Raw genomic sequence first — 26210 nt, forward strand, 5'->3', positions numbered from 1 at the left:
CGCTAAAACAGGCTTCCCTGTTTCGGTGGCTCGCCGGCCTTGACCGTGCGCTTCCTGGCGCCTGATGGCGCAGCGCTGCCTTCCGTCGTCATGGCGCCGACGCGGCCGTCGGCGAACTCAATGGCGATGCCCATGCCGGCGGAGAGTGCCGATGCCTGCGAGACCGGCCTGTTATCCTCGTCGCGGATGACGGCATAACCGCGCTTCAGCACGTTCTTGTAGGAAAGAGACTGAAGAACGCGGTCCTGCGCCGAAAGCTCGGCGCGGGCACGCGTCAGCTGGTGGCGGATTGCGGTATCGGCATGGCGCGAGAGATTGCCGAGGCGCTCACGACCGCGATCGGTCTGCGTCTTCAGCCGGGCCGGCAGCGACGCAAGGATCGCCTCGGCACGTTCGATGCGGGATTTCGAGCGATCGAGCAGACGCTCGACGGTGCGCTCTGCGCGAGACATCCGTTCGTTCAGAAGCTGTCGGCGCTCGGTGATGCGGTTGGACAGCACGTCCGGCCGGAGATGCGAGGCGACACGCTCGAAACCGCGGCGTTTGTTGATGGTGTTGAGCTCCAGCCCGCGCCCGAGACCGGCAGCGGCCTCATCGAAGCGGCGTCGGGGCAGCGCCAGCAGCTGATCGAGCGACGGCAGGGCTCGCATCAAGGCGCGGACGGACTGGCGGCGCTGATCCATCTGGCGGCTCATGCAGCCCTGCAGGCGGGCAGTGAGACCTGCGACCTGGGCCTCGAGCTCGGCCTTGACGGGCACCGCCATTTCGGCAGCTCCGGTTGGCGTCGGGGCGCGGACATCGGCTGCGTAATCGATCAGCGTCCAGTCGGTCTCGTGGCCGACGGCGGAAATCAACGGAATCCGGCTACCGGCTGCGGCGCGGACGACGATTTCGTCGTTGAAGCTCCAGAGATCTTCCAGGCTGCCGCCGCCGCGGGCGACGATCAGCACGTCAGGGCGCGGAATCTCGCCGCCAGGCTCCAGGGCATTAAAGCCGTTGATGGCATTTGCCACCTCCTCGCCGGAGCCCTCCCCCTGCACCTTGACCGGCCAGACGATGACATGGACGGGGAAACGATCGGAGATGCGATGCAGGATATCGCGGATGACGGCGCCCGTCGGCGAGGTCACGACGCCGATCACCTTGGGCATGAAAGGCAGGCGCTTCTTGCGTGACGGGTCGAAAAGGCCCTCGGCACCAAGGCGGCGCTTGCGCTCCTCGATCAGCGCCATCAATGCGCCGGCGCCGGCTGGCTCCAGCGTCTCGATGACGATCTGATATTTGGAGGAGCCGGGGAAGGTTGTGACCTTGCCGGTCGCAATGACCTCCATCCCCTCTTCTGGCCGGAACTTCAGACGGGAAAAAGTGCCCTTCCATATGACCGCATCGATACGCGCACGGTCGTCCTTCAGCGAGAAATAAGCATGGCCCGAGGAATGCGGGCCGCGATAACCTGAAATCTCGCCGCGCACACGTACCTGATCGAAGGCTGTCTCGACGGTCCGCTTGATGGAACCGGAGAGTTCCGACACCGAATATTCTGCGAGATTGGTAGGCGAATCGCCATCAAAGACATTGCTCATCTCCCCTTTCTATTTTGATCGCCTCCAAACGGAAAGATCGGGGTAGGTGAAGGGTGAATTTTTATCCAAAAATTGGTGGGGGACCCAAGAAATAGGGATATCGCTACTCCGAAAAAAAACTTAGTATCACTCATGTTCGTAGGGAGTGGCGAACACCGACCCGAAAATGAGCATGCTGATGACAGTGAAAATTCTCCGTCGATGACCGACGCGGGAGCGATCGCCTTTCTCATCATCGCTATGCTCGACCTCATGGGAATCGGCTCGCGCTCTTTCTGGACAATCGGCTGATCAGACGGGATCGAATTGTAAGCGTCGTGCTGCTTCGTTCAACGCCGTGGTTGCACCTGGAAACTTCCGTTTACGTAAGTGAAAAAAGTAACGGAACTTTTCAGCCTGTAACAGAGTTGATTTAGATCGGAACACATACCCGGCGCAAGTCGGAGGAAATGCCGTCAGGTGAACGCATCCGTAACCATGGCTGCAATTGCAGCTTTCATTAAGGGTGACCAATAAACTTTTGTTAGCGGAGGGCCCCTAGGTTCCTCGCAAACGACCTGAAGAAGAGGTGACAACATGATCATCCTGACAGCAATAACGCTAGGCCTCACCGTCGGTCTCATGCGCTCGGCCAGCGTCATCGCGCTTGTCGCCATGTTGATCGGCGTCACCTTTGCGTTCGCCGCCATTGCTGCCGGTGGCGCGGTATCATTCCTGGCGCTTCTCTACACCATCATCGGCTACAATGCCGGCCTGCTGCTTTATCTCGGCGGCCTGTTCACCACCGATCGTCTGCGGGCCGTGCTCGTCCACTCCTGAAAGAGAGGACGTCAGTCCGACGTCCTCAGATAGCGAAAGAACTGGACGCCGCTATCAGCCGCTCTCGGCAGCGGGTCGAGATAGGCTGGAATATTGCCCTTGCCAAGCTGCGCATAAAGCCCCTCTGGCTTCAATCTGGCGATTTCACGTGTCTGCAGATCATCCGGGCAGAAGGCAAGCACGGTGACGCCCGTTCCCTTCAGAAATGCTTCCGCCTCCTGCGGCTCGGCCAGACCGATATGCATCTCCGTCAGCATGCCACCCTGATTGCGATGATAGGGCGCCGACAAAACACGGTCGGCGGTATAACGCAGGATCGGCACACCCATTTCCGAGGGCGCCGAAACGAGACCGGCAGGCAAGCCGCCAAGCGGCGCGAGCGCCTGCCTGGAGGAACATGAGGAGCCCCCCGGCTCGTCAACAGTCTTTGTCTTATTGATCTGCATTTCGACGAGCGCGCCGCCGACGGCCCATACGGCCGGCACGCTTGCCAGAACCGTGATGATATAGACGAGAGCCGCCGCCGCATTCTCGCTATCGCCGTTCGACACGCGCCTGATGTCGATGATCAACAGGGCCAACGGCAGGATAGAAAGCAAGTTTGCGAAGACGGCGCCTCGCACCTGGACCAGAGCGACGGCCCAACTGACGCTCAAGAGTGCCAGAAGGATAAGATGGACCTGCATGCGATCGCCCTGAACGGAGCGGAAAATGCAGACGGCGATCGCGAGCAGGCCAGGCGCATAGAATGCGCCAAGGGAAAAGGGATCCGTCCGGCCGAGCGCGAGAATGGATTGCGCTTCCGAGACATTGCGCAGCCAGAGCTCGACCAGCATAGGATCGAGATCGGCAAGCGGATTGCGCAGGCATTCAGGCGCAATGACCATAGCCGAACCGAAAACGGCGGCGCCGACCGCCGCAAGCACTGCGAAACGCAAGCCGCGGCCGAGACGGCTGGCAAAGAGCGCGGAGGCAAGCAGCAGGCTGCCACCGATGGTCGCCAGGCTGTAGAAGCCGAGCGAGAGATTGTCGCACGTCACTACCGAATAGCGCTGTGGCGGCACGGTCGCAAAGAAGAGGATGCTGATCGCAACAGCGAGGCTAAGGCCGAAAGCCCTCGTGGCGGCGGCAAACGGCTCGCCTTCCCAGACCCAAAGAAATGCCACGACCAAGCAATAGATGGCAACAAAAGGCGTGGTTTCCGCGCCGATCGCGATCGCCAATGCGGCCGACGCGCCAGCGACGGCGTAGTTCCACGCGCGCTGCTTTTCATCGAGAAGCATCGCCACCATGGTTGCGACGAGCGCGAGCTGGGCATTGTGATGATCGATGGCGCCGGGCGCAAAGCGATTGCCGGTATAGATCGCCATGCCGGCCAGACAGAAGGACAAGTGCATGCCGGCAAGGCCGCCAACGCGCTGGCCGGCAAGGCCCATGGCAATCAGGGCAGGAAAAACGAGCGACAGGGGCCAGACCACGAGTGCGGCAGCTTCCGCGGCATCATGACCGAAGAAGAGGCCGAAGAAGCGGATGAGCACAGCGATCGGCAGGTCGATCAGTCGTGACCAGTGCATGAGCGTGCCTTCGCCGAGGCCGAGCCGATACTGCATCAAATCGAACCAGCCCTGCCCGTTCAGGAAGTCCCTGACCTCCACGAGGCGCATGCCGTCGTCATTGTCGGGGCCGACATAATCGACCGGACCCCCGGCATATTTCATTACGACGATAATGCCGATCAGAATAAGGGAGTAGATGAGGGCGGATGGCAGGAGGCGCGTCAGCATCTGCCGAATACTGCCGATAAATCCAGTCCTGGCTGATGCGGATTGCGCCTTGGCGATCGGCTGCACTGCGTTCATCATGATAGCCAGGTCGTTGCGTGATGGGCAAACCTTAGCCTTGGCTTATCAAGAAAGTGTAAACCACGCGGCGTGACAGCTTTCGTTTCTCATAGCGGCTTGTTAACGCTGCATGGCGTAAATTCGACGCGGTTTCTTTGTTACGAGTGTAACCTATGGCGCGATCGTTCAGCGACAGTCCCGATATTGCCGTTCTGCTTCCCTGCTACAACGAAGCGGCGACCGTCGGCTCTGTCGTCAGGGGTTTCCGGGCGGCCCTGCCCGATGCGCATATCCATGTCTACGACAACAATTCCACCGACGGCACGGCGCTGCATGCCATGCTCGCCGGCGCACATGTTGTGCGTGAACGGCGCCAGGGCAAGGGCCATGTGGTGCGGCGTATGTTCGCCGATATCGATGCCGACATCTACATCATCGCCGATGGCGACGGGACCTATGCGCCCGAGGATGCTGAAGAACTACTGCGGACGCTGTTGACGGAGCGGGCCGATATGGTGGTCGGTACGCGACGCGGCGTGCATGATGATGCCGGCCGGCAGGGACATGCTTTCGGCAACCGGCTCTTCAACATCCTCTATCGCGCAATTTTCGGGCCTGACTTCACCGATATCTTCTCCGGCTACCGGGCCTTCTCGCGCCGTTTCGTCAAAAGCTTCCCCGCGGTTTCCGGCGGTTTCGAGATTGAAACGGAAATGTCGGTGCATGCGTCGCGGCTGAAACTGCCTGTCAGTGAACTGGAACTGCATTACGGCAGGCGCCCAGAGGGCTCGCATTCGAAGCTCTCGACCTTCCGCGATGGCGGCAAGATCCTCTGGATGTTTGCCATGCTGATGAAGGAGACGCGGCCTTTCGCTTTCTTCGGCACGATCAGCGTCCTCTTCATGCTGGCAAGCCTCGGATTCATGGGGCCGGTACTGGCGGAATATTTTGCGACCGGCCTCGTCAGCCGCATGCCGACCTGGGTGCTTTCGACGGCGCTGGCGATGATTTCTATTATGTTGTTTACTGCCGGCGTGATCCTCGATTCCGTTGCGCGGGCGCGGGCAGAGCAGTTGCGCATCCATTATATGAGCCTCGCAGCGCCGGTTTCGGTAAAGGATAAAACGTCGGCCATAACGCCTGATGACAAGAAAGCGGATGCCGCATGAAGAAGCTCGTTCGTTTTGCGATCGCCGGTGGGCTGGGCTTCATCGTCGATGCGGGCGTGCTTGCTGCCCTTTTGCACCTGACTCCGCTCGGACCCTTCATTGCCCGGCTGATTGCCATTGCACTCGCGATGGCGACGACGTGGGCCTTCAACCGGACTTTCACTTTCGACCGGTCAGGCCGATCGTTGGCAGTGGAAGGCTTCCGCTACGGCTCGGTCGGCGTGACGGCCGCCCTCGTCAACTACGGGCTCTATTCGGCGCTGCTTCTGTCATTACCAACGCTGCAGCCGCTTGTCGCAATGGTGCTCGCGACGGCAGCGTCGATGTTCTTCAGCTTCTTCGGCTATTCCCGCTTCGTGTTCCGGGGCAAAGCCGAATAAGTATCAGACCGCTTCCCAGCCATCCTGCTCACTGGCGCGGTAGATGGCGTCGATGACCTTCTGGTTAAGCTTGGAATCTTCCAACGTGACGATTTCTTCCTTTTCGCCTGCCGCAGCGCGGGCAAAGGCTTCAGCCTGGCACTTGTACTGGCGGCTGTCCTGGAAGCGGATGATCCGGGCTTCGTTGTGGCCGCGATCAGTCACCTCGATCTCCTCCGGGCCCCAACGATTGGCGTTGAAGGGCGACTTCACTTCGATATAGCCGTCGGTGCCGTGGAAAACCATGATCTGGCGGCCGGCCATTTGGGTGGAAATGTAGAAGCTCAGTTCGAAATCGCCGAAATCGGCCTTCACGCTGGAGTATATATCCGTGCCAAATTCCCCATCACGCTCGGTGATTGCCTGGACCCAGGACGGTTCCTTGCGGGTGGAGAAGCGGGTGCTGATGACGGGATAGACGCCGATATCCGGCAGGCCGCCGCCGCCAAGCTCGGGAATGTTGCGCATGTTGCCGGGGTCGCGGTTGTAATAGGTGAAGGCGCCCTGGACATGGCGAAGCTCGCCGATCACACCCTCCTGCAGCAGCGAGCGAACCTTCCGCCAGACCGGCGAATAGGTGATCATGAAGGCTTCGCTGATGATGACCTTGTTGCGATCGCGCGCAGCAATGAGATTGTCGATCTCGGAAGCTTTCAGCGCAATCGGCTTTTCGCAGAGCACGTGCTTGCCGGCATCCGCGGCCTTGATCGACCATTCGACATGCTGGGAGGTCGGCAGCGGTATATAGACGGCGTCGATCACATCGGACGCCAGCATTTCCTCGTAGGAGCCGAAGGCATGCGGCACGGAAAAACGGTCCGCCATTTCCCGGGCACGTGCAAAATCACGGCTGGCAATCGCGGTAATGACGCAGTTTTCCGCGTCCTGGATGGCGGGAACGACATTGTCGCGGCCGATCTTGGCCGTCGAGAGTATACCGAAACGCAACATGAAAGGTCCTCCTGAAATCGATCGGGCGCACCTTATGCAGCCCTGTCATGCGGTGCAATGGCGCGCGGGGGCGATCACGGAAGTTTGGTTTCCTTCAGGAAGACTCCGCGCTAGGGTACTGACGAACGGCGTTCTGCCGCTTCCTCACATTCAATCACCTCAGCATTTTTGGAGAGCGCCATGGAAATGCGCCGGCTTGGGAAAACAGGGCTTTTGGTCTCGCCGATTGTCTTCGGCGGCAATGTATTCGGCTGGACAGCCGACGAGAAAACGTCCTTTGATATTCTGGACGGCTTTTTCGGTGCCGGCCTCAATACGATTGATACCGCAGATGTCTATTCCGCCTGGGTGCCGGGCAACAAGGGCGGCGATTCCGAAGAGATCATCGGCAGGTGGCTGAAAAGGTCAAAGGTTTCCCGCGACAAGGTTGTCATCATCACCAAGGTCGGCTCGGATATGGGCCAAGGCAGGACGCTGAAGGCAAATTACATTCTCAGGGCAATCGAAGATTCTCTGCGCCGGCTGCAGACCGACTATCTCGACCTCTATCTGTCACATTGGCCGGACACCGATACGCGGCATGAAGAGTCACTTGGCGCTTATGCCAAGCTTCAGGAACAGGGCAAGATCCGCTCCTTCGGCTGCTCCAACTATGATGCGAGCCAGCTGCAAGCTTCCTTCGATGCCGCCGACAAAGCAGGCCTGCCGCGCTATCAGGCGCTGCAGCCCGAATATAACCTCTATGAGCGTTCGAGCTTCGAAGGCCCGCTTGCCGATCTCTGCATCAAAGAAGATATCGGCGTCATCACCTATTTCAGCCTTGCAGCCGGCTTCCTTTCGGGCAAGTACCGCAGCAAGGCGGATACAGAGGGCCGCGCCCGCGAAGGCCGCGTTTCCCAATATCTCGACGACAAGGGCATGCGCATTCTTGCGGCACTCGACAAAGTCTCGGTCGAAACGGGCGCAAAGCCTGCGGAAATCTCGCTTGCATGGCTGTTGCGCAAGAAGAGCGTGACGGCGCCGATTGCCAGTGCTACGAGCCTTTCCCAGCTTGACAGCCTGGTGAAAGCAACGACGCTCAAACTCTCCGACGAGGCGATGGCGCTGCTGGATAAGGCGGGCGCATGAAACGAGGTGGTGGCATGGCCGTGACGATCCGCGACGCGAAACCTGAAGACGAGGCGCGCTGGCGCCTGCTCTGGGCGGATTATCTCGCTTTCTACGAGGTCACCGTCGACGCCGACATCACCGATTCCACCTGGCGCCGGATCTTCGATCCGGCGTCGGCAATCTTCATGCGGGTGGCGGAACTCGACGGCGAAGTCGTGGGCTTCACGCTCTGCCTGACGCATGAGGGTACCTGGATTCGAGGTAAGGACTGCTATCTCGAAGACCTGTTCGTTTCCGGGAATGTGCGCGGCAGGGGTGTCGGCCGGGCACTGATGGACGACCTCGTTACCCTCTGCAAGAAGAATGGCTGGTCGCGACTCTATTGGCATACGAGCGAGCAGAACAAGACGGCCCAGGCGCTCTACGACACTTACGTCAAGAGTGACGGCCATATCCGCTACCGCATCAATTTCTGAACTGCGGAAAGCCCTCATACCATTCAGAATGATCGCCCTCCCAATTGGCCATCCCCGGCTTGGTCAGGATACCGCGCGGGCGTACATAGCTCTGGATCACACGCTTCGGCCGCTCGTGCCACTGGATGTTGAAAGCCCATAGCTTCGGGAAGAAACAGAGCGAGGCATAAGGCAGGTGGTCATGGATCCACCAGGCAAGCTTCAGCCAGTCGCTTTCATCAGTATAGTGATCGACCATCCACGGGATGGCAATGCAGGCGGCAGCGCCCATGCAGCCGTCAAAATCTCTGACATCCCAGATATGATGGGCAGCAGTGGCGGCGTTAGTCGAACAATTCAGCTTGTTCTCGTTGCCGAAGCGATTGACTGCGGGCGAGCGATAGCCGGAGCGAATGTGCAGGCGCCCGAAACTCGCTTCCAATGGCTCCAACAATTCCTCGCAAAGGCGGCTGCCCGTTTCGATTGCCAGATCGGGATCGTCGGGAATGTTCGGGATGCGATAGAAATCGGCGATCTCGGAGTGGAGGAAATCGCGGAAGAAGAAATTCGTCGACAGGCGCACTCGGCCGAGATCCTCGAGCCCCTTCATCGATCCTGGTTTCTTCATGCGCGGTCCTCCCGAGTGCTCCCGACATCATTGCCCGGGCAATGCAGTCGTTCCACCCGAAATGCGCGGGAACAATTAGCCCGGTGCCAACTTCTAAGAAATGTCGCCCAAGGGCGCAAATCTCTCAACAAAGGAACGGAACCATGGCCAAGGAAAAGACACTGGAAGATCTGTTTTACGATACGCTCAAGGATATCTATTTCGCCGAACGGCAGATATTGCGTGCTTTGCCGAAGATGGCACGCGCTGCCCAGTCGACGGAATTGAAGGCAGGTTTCGAAAAGCACCGTGAAGAAACCGAAGGCCATGTCGAGCGACTGCAGCAAGTTTTCGAGATCATCGGCAAGCGCGCCCAGGGCAAAACCTGCGAAGCGATCCAGGGTATCATCGCCGAGGGCGAGGAAATCATGGAGGAATTCAAAGGCACATCGGCCGTCGATGCCGGCCTGATTTCCGCGGCCCAGGCCGTCGAGCATTATGAAATCGCCCGCTACGGCACGTTGAAAACGTGGGCGCAGACGCTGGGCTTCAAGGACGCCGTCATGCTCCTCGATCAGACTTTGCAGGAAGAAGGCAAGACCGACCAGCTTCTGACGAAGCTTGCAACGACTGCCGCAAACCAGAAGGCACGCGCAGCCTGATACTCGCATCCGCAAGGAGAGCGGCCGGCGCCGGCCGCTCTCCTTCTTTCAGCCTTGTCTTCGCCGACGACCCCTCTATCATTTCCTTCAGAATACGAGGCGAGGTGTCGATATGGCTGACAGGCAGGCAATCGAGGCAACGGTTCATCTCTATGTCGAGGGCATGGCCTTCGCCAACGAGGCAGCCTTGAAGAAAGCTTTCCATCCCAAGAGCTCGATCATCGGGCACTATGAAAATGCGGTGGAATGGCTCTCGCGGGATGAATTCATTGCCGCCATCATCGAGGAAGGGGCAGCGCCACCGGGCACCCAGCCTTACATGGATATCGGCAGCATCGATATATCGGGCGATGCTGCGACCGTGAAAGTCACCGACGAATTCGCCGGCATGCGCTTCACTGATTATCTCTCGCTGCTGAAGATCGAAGGCCGCTGGACGATTGTCAGCAAGCTTTATCATCTCCATGTGTAGGGTCCTGTACCTTCCGTCTGCAACAGACCGCAAATCATCGCCCTATGCATTCTATGCATCCTATGCAGGCCCCGCATCGCCTCAAGTTCGGAAAAACAGGTCCATAAAATCAGAGCGCCCTTTGCGCGCTGATCAGACGCACAAAGGGCGCTTTATCTTTTGCTCAACGCAATTCTGGACGCGAAACCAGTTTTGCTTGAGATCGACTTAGCCGGCTCAGCCTCGCAAAACGCCGCCGGTGAACTTGGCAACGCTTGCGACGATCTTCTGGGTCAGCGCTTCGAAATCCTCGTCCGTCAGCGTGCGCTCGGCCGGCTGGATCTGGACTTCGATCGCAACGGATTTCTTGCCTTCGCCGACCGAGGCGCCTTCGAAAATATCGAAAACATTGACGCCCGTTATCAGCTTGCGATCGACACCGGTGGCAGTCTTGATGATCGCTCCAGCTTCCACGGTCTTATCGACGACGAAGGCGAAGTCGCGCTTGACGGCCTGGAAGGGCGAGAGGTCAAGCGCCGGCTTGGTACGGGTCGCCTTCTTCTTCGGCTCGGCCATGGCATCGAGATAGACTTCAAACCCGCAGAGCGCGCCGGAAACATCGAGCCTTTCGAGCATGGTCGGATGGAACTCGCCGAAATAACCGAGGATCACCTTCGGACCCATCTTGATCGTGCCTGAGCGGCCGGGGTGATACCATTCGGGACCGCCCTGCTCGATCTGAATATTCCCCGTCGGCAGGCCGCAGGCTTCGATGACGGCGAGCGCATCGGCCTTGGCATCGAAGACATCGACCGGCTTGCCGCCACCCTTTGAGGCATTCGACCACATGCGGCCAGCACCGGCAAGCGAGGCCGTGCCGCGGCGGATGCCGCCGGCTACGCGGCGCTGGCCTTCCGGCGTGTCGTTTTCGTAGGTACCAGAGACTTCGAAGATCGCCACGTCGCCATAGCCTTTGTCTGCATTACGCTGGGCAGCCGTCAGCAGGCCAGGCAGCAGCGAGGGGCGCATATCCGACATTTCGGCCGCGATCGGGTTGGCGAGCTTGAGGGCTGCCGAGCCGCCGCCGAAGAGCTTTGCCTGATCTTCGGAAATGAAAGACCAGGTGACGGCTTCCAGCATGCCGCGCGAGGCGAGAGCGCGCTTGGCGATGCGCGTGCGGATCTGCAGCACCGTCAGGATTTTACCGTTGACGGCAGCATGGCTTTCGAGCGGCGCCGGCTTGATGTTGTCGACGCCGTGAATGCGCATGACCTCTTCCACCAGATCGGCCTTGCCATCGACATCGGGACGCCAGGATGGAACGGCGACGGAGACACGTTCTCCGGAGCCCGAAACCTTGAAACCGAGACGGCTCAGAATCCTATTGCTTTCTTCGGTCGAAACCTCCAGGCCGGTCAGGCGCTTGACCTCCGAATAGGGGAAGTCGACGATCTTTGGCTCGTAACCCTTGTAGCCGACGATTTCGGCCCTGGCGGGCGTGCCGCCGCAAAGTTCAAGCACCAGTTCCGTCGTGCGTTCCAGACCCGGAATCATATACTCCGGATCGACGCCGCGTTCGAAACGGTAGCGGGCATCGGTGATGATGCCGAGCGCGCGACCTGACTTGGCGATGTTCATCGGATCCCAGAGAGCGGATTCGATCAGGACATCGACGGTATTCTCATCGCAGCCGGAATGTTCGCCGCCCATGATGCCGCCGATCGATTCGATGCCGTCTTCATCGGCGATGACGACGTTGTTCGGGCCGAGCTTGTATTCGCGCTGATCGAGCGTCAGCACGGTTTCGCCTTCCCGGGCGCGGCGCACAGTCAGGTTACCCGTGACCTTGGCGGCGTCGAAGACGTGCATCGGCCGGCCTTGATCGAAGGTCATGTAGTTGGTGATATCGACAAGTGCATTGATCGGGCGCAGGCCGATCGCGAGCAGCCGCTGCTGCATCCAGCGCGGGCTCGGGCCATTCTTGACACCACGGACGAGCCGCAGGCTGAAGCCCGGGCAGAGCTTGGCATCGTCGAGATCGAGCGTCAGCTTTACCGGCGTTTTTCCTTCGACAGCGAAGGATGGCGCGGGACGCGTCTTCAGCGTGCCGAGGCCGGAGGCGGCAAGATCGCGGGCAATGCCGTAGATCGAGGTGCAGTCCGGGCGGTTCGGCGTCAGGTTGATCTCGATGACCGGATCGTCGAGATGGGCATAGGCGGCGTAGCTCGTGCCGATGGGCGCATCATCAGGAAGGTCGATAATGCCGTCGTGATTGTCGGAGATCTGCAGTTCCTTTTCCGAGCACATCATGCCGCGGCTTTCCACACCGCGGATATTGCCGACCGACAGCGTTACGTCGATGCCGGGAACATAGGTGCCGGGAGCGGCAAAGGCGCCGATGAGACCCGCACGCGCATTCGGCGCGCCGCAGACGACCTGTACCGGAGCGCCCTGACCGGTATCGACCATCAGCACCTTGAGGCGGTCGGCCTGCGGATGCTTTTCGGCGGAGAGAACCTTGGCGATAACGAAGGGCTTAAAGGCTGCCTTATCGTCGACATCTTCCACTTCCAGCCCGATCTCAGTCAGGCGGGCGCAGATTTCATCGAGCGTAGCATCCGTTTCCAGATGATCTTTCAGCCAGGAGAGCGTGAATTTCATAGGTCCAATCCTCCCTTAAACGCTCAGGCCGCCGAACAGCGTCGGCATGTCGAGCGGGCGGAAGCCGTAATGGTTTATCCAACGGACGTCGGCGTTGAAGAAGTCGCGCAGGTCTGGCATGCCGTATTTCAGCATGGCGATGCGGTCTAGGCCCATGCCCCAGGCAAAGCCCTGATATTCGTCCGGATCGAGTCCGCCGTAGCGCAGTACGTTCGGGTGGACCATGCCGCAGCCGAGGATTTCCATCCAGTCGGTGCCTTCGCCGAACTTGACGATCGGGCCGGACCGGTCGCACTGGATATCGACCTCGAAGGAGGGCTCGGTGAAGGGGAAGAAGGACGGGCGAAAGCGCATTGTCACGCCGTCGACCTCGAAGAAGGTCTTGCAGAATTCCTCCAGCACCCAGCGAAGGTTGGCAACATTGGCCTTCTTGTCGACGACCAGACCCTCGACCTGATGGAACATCGGCGAATGGGTAGCGTCGGAATCCTGGCGGTAGGTCTTGCCGGGGATGATGATGCGGATCGGCGGCTTCTGCGCTTCCATGGTGCGCACCTGCACCGGCGAGGTATGTGTACGCAGAACCTTGCGCTCGCCCTTCTCATCCGGATTGAAAAAGAAGGTGTCGTGCATCTCGCGGGCCGGGTGTCCCTCGGGAAAATTCAGAGCCGTGAAATTGTAATAGTCGCTCTCGATGTCTGGACCTTCGGCGATCGAGAAGCCCATGTCGGCGAAGATCGCAGTGATTTCGTCGACGATCTGGCTGATCGGATGGATACGGCCGCGCTCGGCGGGCGATGAACGTACCGGCAGGCTGACATCGACCGTTTCGGCTTTCAGACGGGCATTGATCGCCGCTTCCTTCAGCACCGTCTTACGATCGATGAGAGCGTCGGTCACCTCGTTCTTCAGAGCATTGATGACAGCGCCGCGCGTCTGGCGCTCCTCCGGCGTCATCGCGCCGAGCGTCTTCAGAAGCTCGGAGACGGAGCCCTTCTTGCCGAGTGCCGAAACACGGACGGCTTCGAGCGTCTGTTCGTCATTGGCGGCGGCAATTTCGGCAAGCAGAGAGGATTTAAGCTGGTCGATATCTGACATTGTCTTCTTTCCGTCCAGATCAGGCGGCGTTCGAAAGGCGGGCCGAGCGGCCGGCGCCAGCAGTACAAAGAAAGAAAAACCCGCGCTAGCCCAAACCAGCGCGGGTTTCCCAAAATTCAAAAAAGCGTCAAGTTTGGGAAGCGCTGGTTAACGAACCGCGCCTTCAAACTCGTTAGCCGTGCCAGTTTCCTTGAGGTACTCAAGGGCCTTCTTGGCGGCAGCAACCAGCGCGCCGAATGCTTCCGGCTCATGGATTGCCATGTCGGACAGAACCTTACGGTCGACTTCGATGCCAGCCTTGTTCAGGCCGTCGATGAAGCGGCCATAGGTCAGGCCGAATTCGCGGACGGCAGCGTTGATACGCTGGATCCAGAGGGCGCGGAAGTTGCGCTTGTTAACCTTGCGGTCGCGATATGCGTACTGCTTGGCGCGATCGACGGCGGCCTTGGCGGTACGGATGGTGTTCTTGCGGCGGCCGTAGAAACCTTTGGCCTGCTTCAGAACCTTCTTATGCTTGGCGTGGGCGGTGACGCCTCTTTTTACACGTGCCATTTCATGATCTCCTTAATCTAACGCGTTACCGGAATAGTCTCAGAGACCGTTCGGCAGATAGTTCTTCACGACCTTACGGCCATCGGGTTCTGCCAGAACCATCGTGCCACGTGCATCGCGAATGAACTTGTTCGTGCGCTTGATCATGCCATGGCGCTTGCCAGCGGCAGCCGCCTTGACCTTGCCGGTCGCGGTGATCTTGAACCGCTTCTTGGCAGAGGACTTCGTCTTCATCTTGGGCATTTTGCTACTCCGTTCTGAGAGCTCCTCACATGCTTCATCAAAGAAGCCCTTCTGCGAAAGCCGGCTTTACGGTCTTCGCCAAAGGCGCGGGAGCGTTTGTTGTTGATCTGCGGGTCCAGTGACGAAACCTGCCCGCAAGCATTCGAAACTGCCACGGCATGCCCTGCCGGTCAGTTCGGACGCGCGCTTATAACCGCAGCGTCATGAAAGTGCAACGGGGCAGAAGAGGATTCTTGCATCCGCAAGAAACACAAAAGCCGCCCTGTCGGACGGCTTTGAGCGAAAGGATGCGGCACCGGTCACTTCGGCGCCAGCACCATCATCATCTGGCGGCCTTCGAGCTTGGGCTCGGCCTCGACCTTGGCAATCTCGAGCGTGTCGGCCTTAACTTGTTGGAGAAGCCTCATACCGAGTTCCTGGTGGGCCATTTCGCGGCCGCGGAACTTCAGCGTCACCTTCACTTTGTCACCTTCGTCAAAGAAGCGACCCATCGCCTTCATCTTCACCTCATAGTCATGGGTGTCGATGTTCGGGCGCATCTTGATTTCTTTGACTTCGACAATCTTCTGCTTCTTACGCGCCTCGGCAGCCTTCTTCTGGTTGGCATATTTCAGCTTGCCCAGATCGAGGATCTTGCACACAGGCGGTTCGGCATTGGGGGAAATTTCGACGAGGTCGAGGCCGGCTTCTTCCGCCATTCTCAAGGCCTGGTCGGTGGGCACGACGCCCATATTCTGTCCGTCAGCAGCAATCAGCTGAACTTTGGGAATGCGGATATCCCGATTCGAGCGCGGTCCATCCTTCACGGGCGCGTCGGTTTTAAAGGGTCTGCGAATGGTCGTATTCTCCTCGCGTTGTTCGGAACGTTGCAGCTTCGTGTCCCAGTTCGAAAAGGGGCACAAACGGGTCACACCATCGCTGCAACGGATTCAATAACATCCTTTAGCGGAAAAATCACCTGCTGTCAGCCCGTCAAGAATCTGTTTTATAGGCCAAAACAACAGGAGTTTCGCCCGATGTCCGACCAGATGTCCGTTCTTGAGCCCAAGTTCCTTGATGTCGGCGAAGGCGCGGCGGCGCGGCAGATCGCCATGCTGATACGCCCGGCGAAGGCCAACACCGATCTTCCCGCTCTCATTTGGCTATCCGGCTACCGATCGGACATGAGCGGCAGCAAGGCTGTCGAAATCGACCGGCTGGCGGAGGAACTGGGTGCCGCCTGCATCCGCCTCGACTATTCCGGCCACGGGCTTTCCGGCGGCGCCTTCACCGACGGCACGATCTCGCGCTGGCTGGAGGAGGCGCTCGCGGTGATCCGCAATACCGCCCCGGAACGAATGATCCTCATCGGGTCTTCGATGGGCGGCTGGATCGCGTTGCGGGTTGCACAGGAGCTGGCGAAGGGCGGCGGGCCAAAGCTTGACGGCATTGTGCTGATCGCGCCGGCGCCGGATTTCACCTCCGATCTGATCGAGCCGAACCTCAAGAAGAAGGAACGCGCCTCGCTGGAAGAGCGCGGCTATTTCGAGGAACGCTCGCAGTATAGCCCGGAGCCCAACATCTATACGCGCGCGCTGATCGAGGATGGCCGCCAGAACCGGGTGCTGACCGGGATCATCGAAACGGGCTGCCCGATCCATATCCTGCAGGGTATGAAAGATGCCGATATCCCCTATCTGCATGCGATGAAGCTCGTGGAACATCTTCCGGCGGACGACGTGCTGCTGACCTTCATTCGCGATGGCGATCACCGGCTTTCGCGCCCGCAGGACATCGAACGGCTGCGCACCGCCGTCAAAGGGATGATCCGCTGAGCTGAAGCCGGTCCCCCATCAAAGCATACGCAACTGCCCAAATAGAAGGTCACGGTTGAACAAGATCTGTTCGATCATCCAAAGGTTATGTTGCATTTTAACCATGTCTGCGAGTTGTACGGCCCTCCCAAGAAGTAACGATTGACTCCTTTCGGCCCTCTCCGTTAACTCTTTGTTAATAAATAAAGGGCGATGCAGGGAAGTAGGGCGTGCGGATCAAGGGTTTCCTCGTGGCCATGATGGCCGTGTTTGCAATGGCGCCGGCCGCTATTCCGGCTCCGAGCAAGAATGCCTCCATGGTGACCGGCAATGCGACATCGCAGCCGGTTGGTCATTACGACTTCTGTCAAACGCACCGCAGCGAATGCGGTGCCGACCGCAATACCGGCCCGGTCGCGATGACGGGCGCCAGGTGGGCAACGGTCCGTTCGGTCAACACGACCGTCAACCGCACGATCACGCCAATGACCGACAAGGAAATCTACGGCAAGGACGAGGTCTGGGCCTATCCGACCACGGCCGGTGACTGCGAGGATTTCGCGCTTCTGAAGCGCCGTATCCTCATCCAGCGCGGCTTCTCGCCTGCCGATCTGCTGATGACCGTCGTGCGCAAGCCCGATGGCGAAGGTCATGCCGTGCTGACGCTGCGTACTGCCGAAGGCGATTTCGTGCTCGACAACCTCGCTTCCGACGTCAAGCCGTGGTTTTCGACGCCCTATACGTTCATCAAGCGCCAGTCGAGCTTCAATGCCGGCCGCTGGGTAACCATTGAGAATGGCCGCGACGTTCTGGTCGGCGCTCTCAAGTAAGACGTTTCGAGGGGACTGTGGGAGAGGCCGGCGAAAGCCGGCCTTTTTCATTCCAGGATGCTCTCGCGCTGCCATCCGTGTTTCGCTCGGCTACGCTCGAGCGCCGTTCACGCATTCCCGATAAAAATGCCGGCTGCGAGGACGAGGCCACCGCCGACGACGACCTGGAAGGCGGCGCGCAGGAACGGCGTTTCCATATATTTGTTCTGGATGAATGCGATCGCCCAGAGTTCGAAGAAAACGATGATGGCGGCGGTGACGGTCGCGGTCCAGAATTGCGGGATGAGATAGGGCAGCGCGTGGCCGAGGCCGCCGAGCGCCGTCATGATACCGCAGGCAAGGCCGCGCTTGATCGGCGAGCCGCGGCCGGAGATCTTGCCGTCGTCATGGGCGGCTTCCGTGAAGCCCATCGAAATGCCGGCACCAACAGAGGCCGACAGGCCGACGAGGAAGGTCTGCCAGGTATCCTGCGTGGCAAAGGCCGCGGCAAAGATTGGTGCCAGCGTGGAGACCGAGCCATCCATGAGACCGGCGAGACCCGGTTGTACATAGGTCAACACGAACTGTCGGCGTGCTGTCTCATCCTCTTCCCTCTTCACGTCTTCGGGCGTGTGCTTGTCGCCGAGCATGCGAGCAATATCCTCGTGGCCTTGCTCTGCAAGTGCAAGATCGCCGAGAAGCTGGCGGGTAGAGGCGTCAGAGGTCTGCTTGATCGCTTCGACATAGAAGCGATAGGCCTGCTCCTCCATCGCTTCGGCCTCCTGCCTGATCGCATCGAGGGAGAGATTGGCGCGCAGCCAGCCTGGCTTGCGCTCGTAAAAGCCTTCGACATGCTCGCGGCGTATGAGGGGAATACGCTCGCCAAAGCGCTGGCGGTGCATTTCGATCAGCGACCTGCGGTGCGTGTCCTCCACCTCGGCCATATCCTCGAATACCTTGGCGGAGGCCGGAAATTCCTGTCGCAGATGTTCGGCATAAGCGAGGTAGATGCGAGCGTCATCCTCTTCCGAGGCGATAGCAAGCGCCAGGATTTCCTGCTCGGAGAGAGATCGGAAGGACCGTTTCGGTGATCTGAAAAACCGGGCGAGCATCGATAGTCTCCAATAATTTAGAATTATTCTAAACTTAGAGGGACGCAACACGTGGGTCAAGATCGAAACCCCGCGAGATTGACAGATTGACGCGATCGGCCGATCGCGCTTTGCCGACGCGGCGCGCCAACCTATATGGAGGCCACAAGCAGCACCGGGGTTAAAGATGAATAGCGAGATACAGGGACGGGCCGCGCATATTGCCGCCATCCGTGAAAAAGCCGAAGCCGAGATGAAGGTGATTGGCGTGGACGAGGCCTTCATTTCGAAGCTGGTGGAGACTTTCTACGGGCGGGTACTCGCGCATCCCGAGCTCGGACCGGTCTTCGATGCGCGGCTTTCCGGCCGCTGGCCCGAACATATGCAAAAGATGAAGAGCTTTTGGTCCTCTGTTGCTTTCCGCAGCGGCGCCTATGGCGGCAAGCCGGTGCGGGCGCATCTCGGCGTGGCGAACATGACGCCCGATCTTTTCCCGAAATGGCTTTCGCTGTTTTCGCGAACGCTCGAAGACGTGGCCCCGACACCGGAAGCCAGGGACTGGTTCGTGGCGACAGCGGAACGGATCGCAAAGAGCCTGACGCTGTCGCTCTTCTACAATCCGGCACTCGACGATCCCGCAAAGAAGACGGGCTGACCCTTTACTGCCTTGCCGAAAAGGTCGCACCCGCACTTGCGGCAACGACCAGAGCCGTCCCGGCCATTTGCAGAAACGTCATCGGCTGGGCCAGAATGACGAAGCCTGCGAGGGCTGCAATGGCTGGTTCGAGGCTCATGAGGATGCCGAAGGAGGCGGTCGGCATGCGACGCAGCGCGATCAGCTCCAGCGTGTAGGGCAGCAGCGGCACGAGAATGGCAAGGCCCACCATTTCGACCAGACCGAAAGCATCGAGCTTCGGCACGGCACCCGAGAAGCCGAAGGGTGTCGCCACCAGAGCGGCGACCATGAGCGACATGGAAAGTCCTTCCAGCCCCCTGAAGCTTGCGCCGATCTTCTTCGTGAGCACGATATAGATCGCCCAGCCGGTTCCAGCGCCGAATGCAAAGAGGACACCGAGGGGATCTCCAACCCAACCTTCGCCGTCATGGGCGAGAGCCAGAACGCCGAAAGCGGCGACAAGCGGCCAGATGAGGCGCCAGTTCAATCCGTAACCAATCGTCGCGACCGAAAGCGGCCCGAGAAAATCGATCGCTACGGCGAGACCGAGCGGAATGCGTTCGATCGACGAGAAAAAGCTCATCGTCATCAGCGCCGTCGTGGTGCCGAGGACCAGGGCACTCGTCCATTGAGCGCGGCTGTAGCTTGACATGCGCGGACGCACGGCGATCGCGAGGATAGTGGCCGCAAAGGCAAGGCGCAGCCAGGTGGCGCCGATCGGCCCATAAGTGGCGATGGCTGAGGAGGACAAAGCCGCGCCGAACTGCACAGAGGACATGGACATGAGACACATCATCCCGCCGGCGGCCACACCGCCAAACGCTGCGGGCGTCTGCGCCGTCAAGGTGCTCGTTCCGACGTTCGTTCTTTCTTCCATATGCTTCTCCGATTGCGCTCTTCATATGAGGACAGCGCATGAGCGACAAATTCAAACTTCTGATCGGGGCAGCAAAAGGCTTGATGCGATGTCAGAGGCGGCCTGAGAGGATGATCTCTTCTGCGTCTTCGAAACTCATGTCGAAGACCTTCCTGCCGATCTCGAAGCTGAAGCCGTTGCGGGCGAAGGCGGAGAGCTCTTTTGCCTTCCGTTTTTCGTCGAGTTCCTCGCGACGGAAAGGCCCGAAGGCACGCTTGCGGGCGAATATCGCCGCGGCATAGAGATCGTCAACCTCTTCAAGCGCTGACTCAACCCTGTCGCTGGAGATGCCCTTGACTGCAAGCTTCCGGGCGATGGCGCGCTTCGACTTGCCGCTGCGCACGGCAGAACGCGTACTGATCTTGGCATAGGCGCTATCGTCGATCGCCTTGTTGTCATAGGCGAAGTTGACAGCGAAATCAGCAACGGCCTTCAGCTGGGCTGCGCTGATATCCTCGAATTTCTCCTTCGCCTTGCGCGTGATGGCGTCAAAGAGCTGCTTCTCGGTCATCATGCGCCGTTCGAGGCGGTAGATGGTCGAGTTGCGCGCCCAGCTCAGCATACGCGGCGTCGGAACATCGGATGGAATGGTCTCCTCGGTCATGGGCAGCGATCAGGCTTCCAATCCCTTGAGCACATTGGCGACGTTGAGGCCAATTTCCGGCAGGCCGTAACCGCCCTCCATGCAGGTGACGACGGGCAAACCGGCACCGGAGATCATCTCGCCCATACGGATGAAATCCTCCGATTTCAGCTTGAAGAAGGAGATCGGGTCGCGCTCGAACGTGTCCACGCCGAGGGCGACAACGATTGCTTCGGCGCCAAAGCCCTTGATACGCGAGAGCGCATCGGACAATGCCGATGACCAGACATCGAATGTGGTGCCGGGTGCCATCGGGTAATTACGGTTAGTGCCCTCGCCTTCCCCTTCGCCTGCTTCATCGGCATGGCCGAGGAAATAGGGAAAGGCGTGGATGGGATCGCCATGCAGCGAGGCGGTGAAGACATCACTGCGGCGATAAAAGAGATCCTGCGTGCCATTGCCGTGATGAAAATCGACGTCGAGCACGGCGACCTTCTTTGCGCCGTGATCGAGCAGACGCTGGGCCGCGACGCCGGAATTGTTGATGAAGCAATAGCCGCCGAAGAGGTCGATGCCGGCGTGATGACCCGGCGGGCGGCAGAGCGCGAAGGCGAAGCGGTTGCCGGCATTCAGCCAATCCGCGCCCGATATCGCGCAGCGCATGGAGGCAACGGCTGCCTCGTAAGAGCCCTTGGTGATGGACGTGTCGGCCGCATTGGCATAATGGCCGATCGCGCCGACAATGTTTTCCGGTATGCGCTGGCCGGTGCGGCGGACGGGGAAGGAGTTGGCAATCGCCTCGCCCGTATATCCCGCGGCCACCCAGCGATCCCAGACGATCGCCAGAAACTCCAGATAGGCCGGATCATGGACCTTGCGCGCCGTTTCGAGGCCGTGAGCTTCCGGCGCAACAACATCCGAGAAGCCCGCGTTCTTCACCGCGGCGAGAATCCATTCCGCCCGGAACGGTGCCTCGAAGGGCGTCACGAGCTGGCCGTCGTGGAGCTCCGTCTTCGCATCGCGCAGCTTGTGGTCTTCGGAATAGATGACGCGCACGAGTGTCCTCCGCAAATCAGTCTGTCAGACTCAAGCCTTACACAGGCCCGCCCCAAGAAAAAAGCCGTTGAACACGTCTTGATCGCCACGAAAGATGACGCCACGTTCAAGCCGATTTCAGAATGCGTCCCTTTTCCCCAAGAGATTAAGTCCCATGAAAATCCTGATGGTCGATGTCGATGGCGTGCTGGTTCACGGACGGCCAGCTGACGGTCTGCCGCTTTTTACTTACCTCGAGCGCGACCTCGGCCTGTCGCCGTCCTTGCTTCAGCGGGAGTTCTTCATGCCGCACTGGCCGGGGATCATTACGGGCGAAGAGCCGATAGAACCCCGTCTGACGGAAATTCTCGGCCGGATCGCTCCGCATCTTACCGCCGAGAAACTGCTCAATTACTGGTTTGAAAATGATTCCCGGCTGGACCGGCAGTTGCTTGCCGACCTCGCCCGCCTGAAGGACGAAGGCACGCTTCTTTATCTTGCCACCAATCAGGAGCACAGGCGGGCGGCTTACTTGCGCGACGTGCTCGAACTCGGCGCGCTTTTCGACGGCATCTTCTATTCCGCAGCCCTTGGTGCTCGAAAGCCCGAAAGTGCTTTTTTCCGCCTCGTGACCGATGGCGTCGGTGTGGCGCCTGAAGACATCGGCTTCATCGACGATATCGAGGAGAATATTGCGGCTGCGGCGCAATTCGGCTGGAAGGCATTGCATTGGACGCCCGCATCGGCGCTCGCAGATGCCATCGCCGCCTTCACGCAGAACCCTCAGCCCACCCGCTTGTAGAAAAGCGTCGTGGCGCAAAACCCGCCTTCCGGCCAAAGCGCATAATCGGGGATGACGCCGACGCGCTCCCAGCCGAGACGCGGATAAATCGCTTCGGCATCGCTGCCGGTTGCCGTGTCGAGAACGAGGATCGTCTTGCCGCGACGGGCCGCTTCCTGCTCGGCCATCTCCATCAGGAGGCGCGCCAGGCCGTGACCGCGAGCGGAGCGATGAACAAGCAGCTTCTTCAGGTCGCCGCGATGCGGCTGGTTCGGCATCTGGGCAGCGCCGACCTGCACGGTGCCGACTATTTTGCCATCCATTTCGGCGCCGAAGAGGAGAGTAGCGCCATCAGCCACTGCTTCGGCGACGCCCCGCCAATAGGGTTCTGCACCAGCCGGCGTATAGGGCTGCATAAAGCCGACCGAAGCGCCGCCGTTGACGCAATCGGCAAGCACCTCGCAAAGATCGGGAATGGCTGCATAGGCTTCGGCGGCGGAGAGAAGACGGATGGTCGACATGATGGTTCCTGGTCAATGAGCGCGTGAGTTAGCGGGTGCCGTGGTCCAGCACGACGCAATAGCGTGCCGGCGCGTGACCCGGATTGTGAAAGACATGGCCGTCACCGACCGGCATGAAGAGGCAGTCGCCAGGCTTGAGGCGGTGAACGGTTTCGCCGACGGTCATTTCCAGCTCGCCGTCGAAGAGCCAAACATGCTGGGTCATGCCGCGGCTGGCTGCGTGCGGCGGGAAGGCGACCCGTGCACCGGCGGGAAACTCAACATCGACGATATCGACATCCGAGGCCGTACCCGACGGAGAAACGGCGCGGCGCATATAGCCGGTTTCGGGATCGCGCCAGACCTGCTGATCCTGACGGCGCGAGAGCGGCGATGCCGCCTGCGCTTCGTCGGCAAAGAATTCGGATAATGAGAGGCCAAGAGCAGCACAAACCCTCGCCAGAAGCGAGGCTGTTGGACTCGCCTCTGCACGCTCGATACGGGAGATCATGGCGCGGCTCACCCCTGAGGCATTGGCGAGATCATCCAAAGTGAGGCTTTTTTCCAGCCGCAACGTGCGGATGCGAATGCCGATCGCCTGTTCGAATTCCTGTTCCATCTTCCGATCCATGATTCCACTATAGGAGAAATACATGATCCAATGATGGAATCAAGTTCTCATGAGTGGCCTTGCTTTCACCATAGCGCCGTCGATAAATGGCAGCGGCATTCAAGAGCGGAGAACAAGATGGACGGTATTGCGCAAGGCACTGAGACGGCGGGAAGCTTCACGGCTGCCGCCTGGGACCGGATCAAGCCAATCATGGCCGAGATCGAGCGATTGCCGTTGCTGGAACGGCTTTCCGACGGCACGCTGCCGCCGGAGGTGTTCCGGCATTACATCCTGCAGGACGCGATCTATCTGAAGCACTATGCCCGCTGCCTTGCGATCGTCGCCGCAAAGGCGCCCGACAATGCCCAGGTGCTGCGCTTTCTCGGGTCGGCTCAGAAAGCGATCACGGTCGAGCAGGGTCTGCATGCCGGTTTCCTGACACAGTTCGGTATTTCGAGCGCGGATGTGACGGCGGCCGAGCCCTCGCCATCCTGCTTCGCCTATACGAATTTCCTGCTGGCGACGGCCTATCACAGCTCTTATGCCGTCGCGCTCTCGGCCATCCTGCCGTGCTTCTGGATCTACTGGCATGTCGGAGAAGGCATCAAGAGCAGGCCGGCGATCGAGGGCAACGTCTTCCAGGCCTGGATCAATACCTATGGCGATCCCCAATTCGCGGCCGGCGCTCGTGAGGTCATCGCTTTGACCGATATTGCCGGGCGCGCCGCCTCCCTGATGGAACGCCAGCAGATGATGGACGTCTTCGTGCGTGCCTCGCAATATGAATGGATGTTCTGGGATTCGGCCTGGCGGCTGGAGAAGTGGCCCGTCTGAGGCACGCTCCCTGGATAGCAAAATAGCGTAAACGGCGGGATAATTACCGCTTTGCGGGCGATCTGCACGCTGCTATATGGCGCGCATGAGCACCAATTCGACCACCCCGCTATCCCATATCCGCAACTTCTCGATCGTGGCCCACATCGACCACGGCAAATCGACGCTTGCTGACCGCCTCATCCAGACGACCGGCGGCCTTGCCGAGCGCGAAATGTCCGAGCAGGTGCTCGATAATATGGATATCGAGCGCGAGCGCGGCATCACCATCAAGGCACAGACCGTGCGCCTGCACTACCAGGCGAACAACGGCGAGAAATATGTCCTCAACCTGATCGACACGCCCGGCCATGTCGACTTCGCCTATGAAGTTTCCCGGTCGCTGTCGGCATGCGAGGGTTCGCTGCTCGTCGTCGATGCCAGCCAAGGCGTGGAAGCCCAGACGCTCGCCAACGTCTACCAGGCGATCGACAACAATCATGAGATCGTCACCGTCCTCAACAAGATCGACCTTCCGGCTGCCGAGCCGGAGCGCATCAAGGAACAGATCGAGGAAGTGATCGGCATCGATGCTTCCGAGGCCGTGCTGATTTCGGCGAAAACCGGCCTCGGCATTCCCGACGTGCTCGAAGCGATCGTTCATAAGCTGCCGGCACCGAAGAGCCCCGGCGGCGAGAAGGCGCCGCTGAAGGCACTGCTCGTTGACAGCTGGTACGATACCTATCTCGGCGTCATGGTCCTTGTGCGCGTCATCGACGGCGTGCTGACCAAGGGCCAGACCGTGCGGATGATGGGCACGGATGCGAAATACCAGGTGGAGCGCGTCGGTGTGCTGACGCCCAAGATGGTCAATGTCGACAGCCTCGGCCCCGGCGAGATCGGCTTCATCACCGCTTCGATCAAGGAAGTGGCCGATACCCGCGTCGGCGATACCATTACCGAAGACAAGCGCCCAACCGCCGAAGCGCTGCCGGGCTTCAAGCCGGCGCAGCCCGTCGTGTTCTGCGGTCTCTTTCCGGTCGATGCGGCCGATTTCGAAGATCTGCGCGCCGCCATGGGCAAGCTTCGCCTCAACGACGCTTCCTTCTCCTTCGAAATGGAATCGTCTGCCGCACTCGGCTTCGGTTTCCGCTGCGGTTTCCTGGGCCTCCTGCATCTCGAAATCATCCAGGAGCGGCTGGAGCGCGAGTTCGATCTTGACCTTATCGCCACCGCACCGTCCGTTGTCTACAAGATGTACATGACAGATGGCACTGAGCGCGAGCTGCACAACCCGGCCGACATGCCCGATGTCGTCAAGATCTCGGAAATCCACGAGCCGTGGATCCGCGCAACGATCCTGACACCGGACGACTATCTCGGCGGTATCCTGAAGCTCTGCCAGGACCGGCGCGGCATCCAGATCGAGCTCACCTATGTCGGCACGCGCGCGATGCTGACCTATGACCTGCCGCTCAACGAAGTCGTCTTCGATTTCTACGACCGGCTGAAGTCGATCTCGAAAGGTTATGCCTCCTTCGACTATACACTCACCGACCATCGCGAGGGCAACCTCGTGAAGATGTCGATCCTCGTCAACGGCGAGCCTGTCGACGCGCTATCGATGATGGTGCATCGCACGGCCGCCGAAAAGCGCGGCCGCGACATGTGCGAAAAGCTCAAGGAGCTGATTCCGAAGCACATGTTCAAGATCCCGATCCAGGCTGCGATCGGCGGTAACGTGATCGCCCGCGAAACGATCTCGGCGCTGCGCAAGGACGTGACCGCGAAGTGCTATGGCGGCGACGCCACCCGCAAGCGCAAGCTGCTCGACAAGCAGAAGGCCGGCAAGAAGCGCATGCGCCAGTTCGGCAAGGTGGAAATTCCGCAGGAAGCGTTTATTGCCGCGCTAAAGATGGGCGACGAGTAAGGGGACTATCCGAGTTTCGGTGCCCCCCTTCAGGCCCAACACGAAATCG

Annotated in this window: 28 protein-coding genes; 13 read left to right on the top strand and 15 right to left on the bottom strand. The window is 59.8% G+C overall.

Annotation, left to right across the window (positions count from 1 at the left end; genetic code table 11):
• Positions 1-2 precede the first annotated feature (2 nt).
• Positions 3-1583 (bottom strand): exodeoxyribonuclease VII large subunit, encoded by a 1581-nt coding sequence (gene xseA, locus FHT92_RS07330; RefSeq protein WP_183823491.1) that lies wholly within the window; start codon positions 1581-1583, stop codon positions 3-5.
• A gap of 576 nt (positions 1584-2159) precedes the next feature.
• Between xseA and FHT92_RS07335 the strand changes: the two genes are divergently transcribed.
• Positions 2160-2402, top strand: a complete 243-nt coding sequence (locus tag FHT92_RS07335) for a hypothetical protein (protein WP_183745892.1) — start codon at positions 2160-2162, stop codon at positions 2400-2402.
• An 11-nt stretch (positions 2403-2413) separates the two neighbouring features.
• Here FHT92_RS07335 and FHT92_RS07340 read toward each other — a convergent pair whose 3' ends face one another.
• The gene (locus tag FHT92_RS07340; RefSeq protein WP_183823493.1) at positions 2414-4261 is read right to left on the bottom strand and encodes a hypothetical protein; all 1848 of its coding nucleotides are present in this window, start codon (positions 4259-4261) and stop codon (positions 2414-2416) included.
• 155 nt (positions 4262-4416) lie between these two features.
• On the opposite strand from FHT92_RS07340, the gene FHT92_RS07345 reads away from it, so the two are divergent.
• The gene (locus FHT92_RS07345) at positions 4417-5412 is read left to right on the top strand and encodes a glycosyltransferase (RefSeq protein WP_183823495.1); all 996 of its coding nucleotides are present in this window, start codon (positions 4417-4419) and stop codon (positions 5410-5412) included.
• Positions 5409-5792 (top strand): GtrA family protein, encoded by a 384-nt coding sequence (locus tag FHT92_RS07350; RefSeq protein WP_183823497.1) that lies wholly within the window; start codon positions 5409-5411, stop codon positions 5790-5792. The genes FHT92_RS07345 and FHT92_RS07350 overlap by 4 nt, the downstream gene beginning before the upstream one ends.
• Before the next feature lie 3 nt (positions 5793-5795).
• On the opposite strand, the gene FHT92_RS07355 is transcribed toward FHT92_RS07350, so the two are convergent.
• Positions 5796-6782: a Gfo/Idh/MocA family protein gene (locus FHT92_RS07355; RefSeq protein WP_183823499.1), complete on the bottom strand. Its 987-nt coding sequence runs from the start codon at positions 6780-6782 to the stop codon at positions 5796-5798.
• A 180-nt stretch (positions 6783-6962) separates the two neighbouring features.
• Between FHT92_RS07355 and FHT92_RS07360 the strand changes: the two genes are divergently transcribed.
• Positions 6963-7910: an aldo/keto reductase gene (locus FHT92_RS07360; protein ID WP_183823501.1), complete on the top strand. Its 948-nt coding sequence runs from the start codon at positions 6963-6965 to the stop codon at positions 7908-7910.
• Positions 7911-7924: 14 nt separating this feature from the next.
• A complete protein-coding gene (locus tag FHT92_RS07365; protein ID WP_183746501.1) occupies positions 7925-8368 on the top strand; it encodes a GNAT family N-acetyltransferase in 444 nt (147 codons plus the stop codon).
• Here FHT92_RS07365 and FHT92_RS07370 read toward each other — a convergent pair.
• Positions 8358-8975, bottom strand: coding sequence for a hypothetical protein (locus FHT92_RS07370; RefSeq protein WP_183823503.1), 618 nt, complete (start codon positions 8973-8975; stop codon positions 8358-8360). The genes FHT92_RS07365 and FHT92_RS07370 overlap by 11 nt on opposite strands.
• Before the next feature lie 143 nt (positions 8976-9118).
• Here FHT92_RS07370 and FHT92_RS07375 point away from each other — a divergent pair, with 143 nt between their 5' ends.
• Complete coding sequence (locus FHT92_RS07375) at positions 9119-9616, top strand: ferritin-like domain-containing protein (RefSeq protein WP_183745874.1); 498 nt, start codon at positions 9119-9121, stop codon at positions 9614-9616.
• A gap of 112 nt (positions 9617-9728) precedes the next feature.
• Complete coding sequence (locus FHT92_RS07380) at positions 9729-10088, top strand: nuclear transport factor 2 family protein (protein WP_183745872.1); 360 nt, start codon at positions 9729-9731, stop codon at positions 10086-10088.
• Positions 10089-10304: 216 nt separating this feature from the next.
• Here FHT92_RS07380 and pheT read toward each other — a convergent pair whose 3' ends face one another.
• The 5 genes from pheT to infC all read right to left on the bottom strand — a co-directional run bounded on the left by pheT (position 10305) and on the right by infC (position 15457).
• Positions 10305-12728, bottom strand: coding sequence for a phenylalanine--tRNA ligase subunit beta (gene pheT, locus FHT92_RS07385; RefSeq protein WP_183823505.1), 2424 nt, complete (start codon positions 12726-12728; stop codon positions 10305-10307).
• A gap of 15 nt (positions 12729-12743) precedes the next feature.
• A complete protein-coding gene (gene pheS, locus FHT92_RS07390; protein ID WP_183823507.1) occupies positions 12744-13826 on the bottom strand; it encodes a phenylalanine--tRNA ligase subunit alpha in 1083 nt (360 codons plus the stop codon).
• 147 nt (positions 13827-13973) lie between these two features.
• Positions 13974-14378, bottom strand: coding sequence for a 50S ribosomal protein L20 (gene rplT / locus FHT92_RS07395; protein ID WP_007813309.1), 405 nt, complete (start codon positions 14376-14378; stop codon positions 13974-13976).
• 39 nt (positions 14379-14417) lie between these two features.
• The gene (rpmI, locus tag FHT92_RS07400; RefSeq protein WP_004108077.1) at positions 14418-14621 is read right to left on the bottom strand and encodes a 50S ribosomal protein L35; all 204 of its coding nucleotides are present in this window, start codon (positions 14619-14621) and stop codon (positions 14418-14420) included.
• A gap of 299 nt (positions 14622-14920) precedes the next feature.
• On the bottom strand, positions 14921-15457 hold the full coding sequence (gene infC, locus FHT92_RS07405) for a translation initiation factor IF-3 (protein WP_183746499.1): 537 nt from the start codon (positions 15455-15457) through the stop codon (positions 14921-14923).
• A 180-nt stretch (positions 15458-15637) separates the two neighbouring features.
• On the opposite strand from infC, the gene FHT92_RS07410 reads away from it, so the two are divergent.
• Both FHT92_RS07410 and FHT92_RS07415 read left to right on the top strand, forming a co-directional pair.
• A complete protein-coding gene (locus tag FHT92_RS07410; RefSeq protein WP_183823509.1) occupies positions 15638-16435 on the top strand; it encodes an alpha/beta hydrolase in 798 nt (265 codons plus the stop codon).
• A gap of 209 nt (positions 16436-16644) precedes the next feature.
• Positions 16645-17244 (top strand): transglutaminase-like cysteine peptidase, encoded by a 600-nt coding sequence (locus tag FHT92_RS07415; RefSeq protein ID WP_183745860.1) that lies wholly within the window; start codon positions 16645-16647, stop codon positions 17242-17244.
• A 107-nt stretch (positions 17245-17351) separates the two neighbouring features.
• Here the strand turns inward: FHT92_RS07415 and mbfA are convergent, their stop codons facing one another.
• Positions 17352-18335 carry an iron exporter MbfA gene (mbfA, locus tag FHT92_RS07420; protein ID WP_183823511.1) on the bottom strand — a complete coding sequence of 328 codons (984 nt, stop codon included), beginning with the start codon at positions 18333-18335 and terminating at the stop codon, positions 17352-17354.
• Between the two features lie 166 nt (positions 18336-18501).
• Here mbfA and FHT92_RS07425 point away from each other — a divergent pair, with 166 nt between their 5' ends.
• Positions 18502-18969, top strand: coding sequence for a group III truncated hemoglobin (locus FHT92_RS07425; protein ID WP_183823513.1), 468 nt, complete (start codon positions 18502-18504; stop codon positions 18967-18969).
• A gap of 4 nt (positions 18970-18973) precedes the next feature.
• Here the strand turns inward: FHT92_RS07425 and FHT92_RS07430 are convergent, their stop codons facing one another.
• The 3 genes from FHT92_RS07430 to FHT92_RS07440 all read right to left on the bottom strand — a co-directional run bounded on the left by FHT92_RS07430 (position 18974) and on the right by FHT92_RS07440 (position 21545).
• On the bottom strand, positions 18974-19867 hold the full coding sequence (locus FHT92_RS07430; protein ID WP_183823515.1) for an EamA family transporter: 894 nt from the start codon (positions 19865-19867) through the stop codon (positions 18974-18976).
• 91 nt (positions 19868-19958) lie between these two features.
• Positions 19959-20510 carry a recombination regulator RecX gene (gene recX, locus FHT92_RS07435; RefSeq protein WP_183823517.1) on the bottom strand — a complete coding sequence of 184 codons (552 nt, stop codon included), beginning with the start codon at positions 20508-20510 and terminating at the stop codon, positions 19959-19961.
• Positions 20511-20519: 9 nt separating this feature from the next.
• Positions 20520-21545 carry a histone deacetylase family protein gene (locus FHT92_RS07440; RefSeq protein WP_183823519.1) on the bottom strand — a complete coding sequence of 342 codons (1026 nt, stop codon included), beginning with the start codon at positions 21543-21545 and terminating at the stop codon, positions 20520-20522.
• Between the two features lie 154 nt (positions 21546-21699).
• Here FHT92_RS07440 and FHT92_RS07445 point away from each other — a divergent pair, with 154 nt between their 5' ends.
• A complete protein-coding gene (locus tag FHT92_RS07445; RefSeq protein ID WP_183823521.1) occupies positions 21700-22326 on the top strand; it encodes an HAD-IA family hydrolase in 627 nt (208 codons plus the stop codon).
• Here FHT92_RS07445 and FHT92_RS07450 read toward each other — a convergent pair.
• A complete protein-coding gene (locus tag FHT92_RS07450; protein ID WP_183823523.1) occupies positions 22308-22826 on the bottom strand; it encodes a GNAT family N-acetyltransferase in 519 nt (172 codons plus the stop codon). The genes FHT92_RS07445 and FHT92_RS07450 overlap by 19 nt on opposite strands.
• Before the next feature lie 28 nt (positions 22827-22854).
• Positions 22855-23424 carry a helix-turn-helix domain-containing protein gene (locus FHT92_RS07455; RefSeq protein WP_183823525.1) on the bottom strand — a complete coding sequence of 190 codons (570 nt, stop codon included), beginning with the start codon at positions 23422-23424 and terminating at the stop codon, positions 22855-22857.
• Positions 23425-23553: 129 nt separating this feature from the next.
• Between FHT92_RS07455 and tenA the strand changes: the two genes are divergently transcribed.
• Both tenA and lepA read left to right on the top strand, forming a co-directional pair.
• Positions 23554-24252 carry a thiaminase II gene (gene tenA, locus FHT92_RS07460; protein ID WP_183823526.1) on the top strand — a complete coding sequence of 233 codons (699 nt, stop codon included), beginning with the start codon at positions 23554-23556 and terminating at the stop codon, positions 24250-24252.
• A 76-nt stretch (positions 24253-24328) separates the two neighbouring features.
• A complete protein-coding gene (gene lepA / locus FHT92_RS07465) occupies positions 24329-26161 on the top strand; it encodes a translation elongation factor 4 (protein ID WP_183745831.1) in 1833 nt (610 codons plus the stop codon).
• The last annotated feature ends 49 nt before the right edge of the window (positions 26162-26210 follow it).

It is taken from the genome of Rhizobium sp. BK377 (assembly GCF_014193935.1).
Classification (GTDB): Bacteria; Pseudomonadota; Alphaproteobacteria; order Rhizobiales; family Rhizobiaceae; genus Rhizobium.

Excerpts from the sequence above, each read along its gene's own strand:
- xseA (WP_183823491.1), bottom strand. The coding sequence starts at position 1,583 with ATGAGCAATGTCTTTGATGGCGATTCGCCTACCAATCTCGCAGAATAT.
- FHT92_RS07335 (WP_183745892.1), top strand. The coding sequence starts at position 2,160 with ATGATCATCCTGACAGCAATAACGCTAGGCCTCACCGTCGGTCTCATG.
- FHT92_RS07340 (WP_183823493.1), bottom strand. The coding sequence starts at position 4,261 with ATGAACGCAGTGCAGCCGATCGCCAAGGCGCAATCCGCATCAGCCAGG.
- FHT92_RS07345 (WP_183823495.1), top strand. The coding sequence starts at position 4,417 with ATGGCGCGATCGTTCAGCGACAGTCCCGATATTGCCGTTCTGCTTCCC.
- FHT92_RS07350 (WP_183823497.1), top strand. The coding sequence starts at position 5,409 with ATGAAGAAGCTCGTTCGTTTTGCGATCGCCGGTGGGCTGGGCTTCATC.
- FHT92_RS07355 (WP_183823499.1), bottom strand. The coding sequence starts at position 6,782 with ATGTTGCGTTTCGGTATACTCTCGACGGCCAAGATCGGCCGCGACAAT.
- FHT92_RS07360 (WP_183823501.1), top strand. The coding sequence starts at position 6,963 with ATGGAAATGCGCCGGCTTGGGAAAACAGGGCTTTTGGTCTCGCCGATT.
- FHT92_RS07365 (WP_183746501.1), top strand. The coding sequence starts at position 7,925 with ATGGCCGTGACGATCCGCGACGCGAAACCTGAAGACGAGGCGCGCTGG.
- FHT92_RS07370 (WP_183823503.1), bottom strand. The coding sequence starts at position 8,975 with ATGAAGAAACCAGGATCGATGAAGGGGCTCGAGGATCTCGGCCGAGTG.
- FHT92_RS07375 (WP_183745874.1), top strand. The coding sequence starts at position 9,119 with ATGGCCAAGGAAAAGACACTGGAAGATCTGTTTTACGATACGCTCAAG.
- FHT92_RS07380 (WP_183745872.1), top strand. The coding sequence starts at position 9,729 with ATGGCTGACAGGCAGGCAATCGAGGCAACGGTTCATCTCTATGTCGAG.
- pheT (WP_183823505.1), bottom strand. The coding sequence starts at position 12,728 with ATGAAATTCACGCTCTCCTGGCTGAAAGATCATCTGGAAACGGATGCT.
- pheS (WP_183823507.1), bottom strand. The coding sequence starts at position 13,826 with ATGTCAGATATCGACCAGCTTAAATCCTCTCTGCTTGCCGAAATTGCC.
- rplT (WP_007813309.1), bottom strand. The coding sequence starts at position 14,378 with ATGGCACGTGTAAAAAGAGGCGTCACCGCCCACGCCAAGCATAAGAAG.
- rpmI (WP_004108077.1), bottom strand. The coding sequence starts at position 14,621 with ATGCCCAAGATGAAGACGAAGTCCTCTGCCAAGAAGCGGTTCAAGATC.
- FHT92_RS07410 (WP_183823509.1), top strand. The coding sequence starts at position 15,638 with ATGTCCGACCAGATGTCCGTTCTTGAGCCCAAGTTCCTTGATGTCGGC.
- mbfA (WP_183823511.1), bottom strand. The coding sequence starts at position 18,335 with ATGCTCGCCCGGTTTTTCAGATCACCGAAACGGTCCTTCCGATCTCTC.
- FHT92_RS07425 (WP_183823513.1), top strand. The coding sequence starts at position 18,502 with ATGAATAGCGAGATACAGGGACGGGCCGCGCATATTGCCGCCATCCGT.
- FHT92_RS07430 (WP_183823515.1), bottom strand. The coding sequence starts at position 19,867 with ATGGAAGAAAGAACGAACGTCGGAACGAGCACCTTGACGGCGCAGACG.
- recX (WP_183823517.1), bottom strand. The coding sequence starts at position 20,510 with ATGACCGAGGAGACCATTCCATCCGATGTTCCGACGCCGCGTATGCTG.
- FHT92_RS07445 (WP_183823521.1), top strand. The coding sequence starts at position 21,700 with ATGAAAATCCTGATGGTCGATGTCGATGGCGTGCTGGTTCACGGACGG.
- FHT92_RS07450 (WP_183823523.1), bottom strand. The coding sequence starts at position 22,826 with ATGTCGACCATCCGTCTTCTCTCCGCCGCCGAAGCCTATGCAGCCATT.
- FHT92_RS07455 (WP_183823525.1), bottom strand. The coding sequence starts at position 23,424 with ATGGAACAGGAATTCGAACAGGCGATCGGCATTCGCATCCGCACGTTG.
- tenA (WP_183823526.1), top strand. The coding sequence starts at position 23,554 with ATGGACGGTATTGCGCAAGGCACTGAGACGGCGGGAAGCTTCACGGCT.
- lepA (WP_183745831.1), top strand. The coding sequence starts at position 24,329 with ATGGCGCGCATGAGCACCAATTCGACCACCCCGCTATCCCATATCCGC.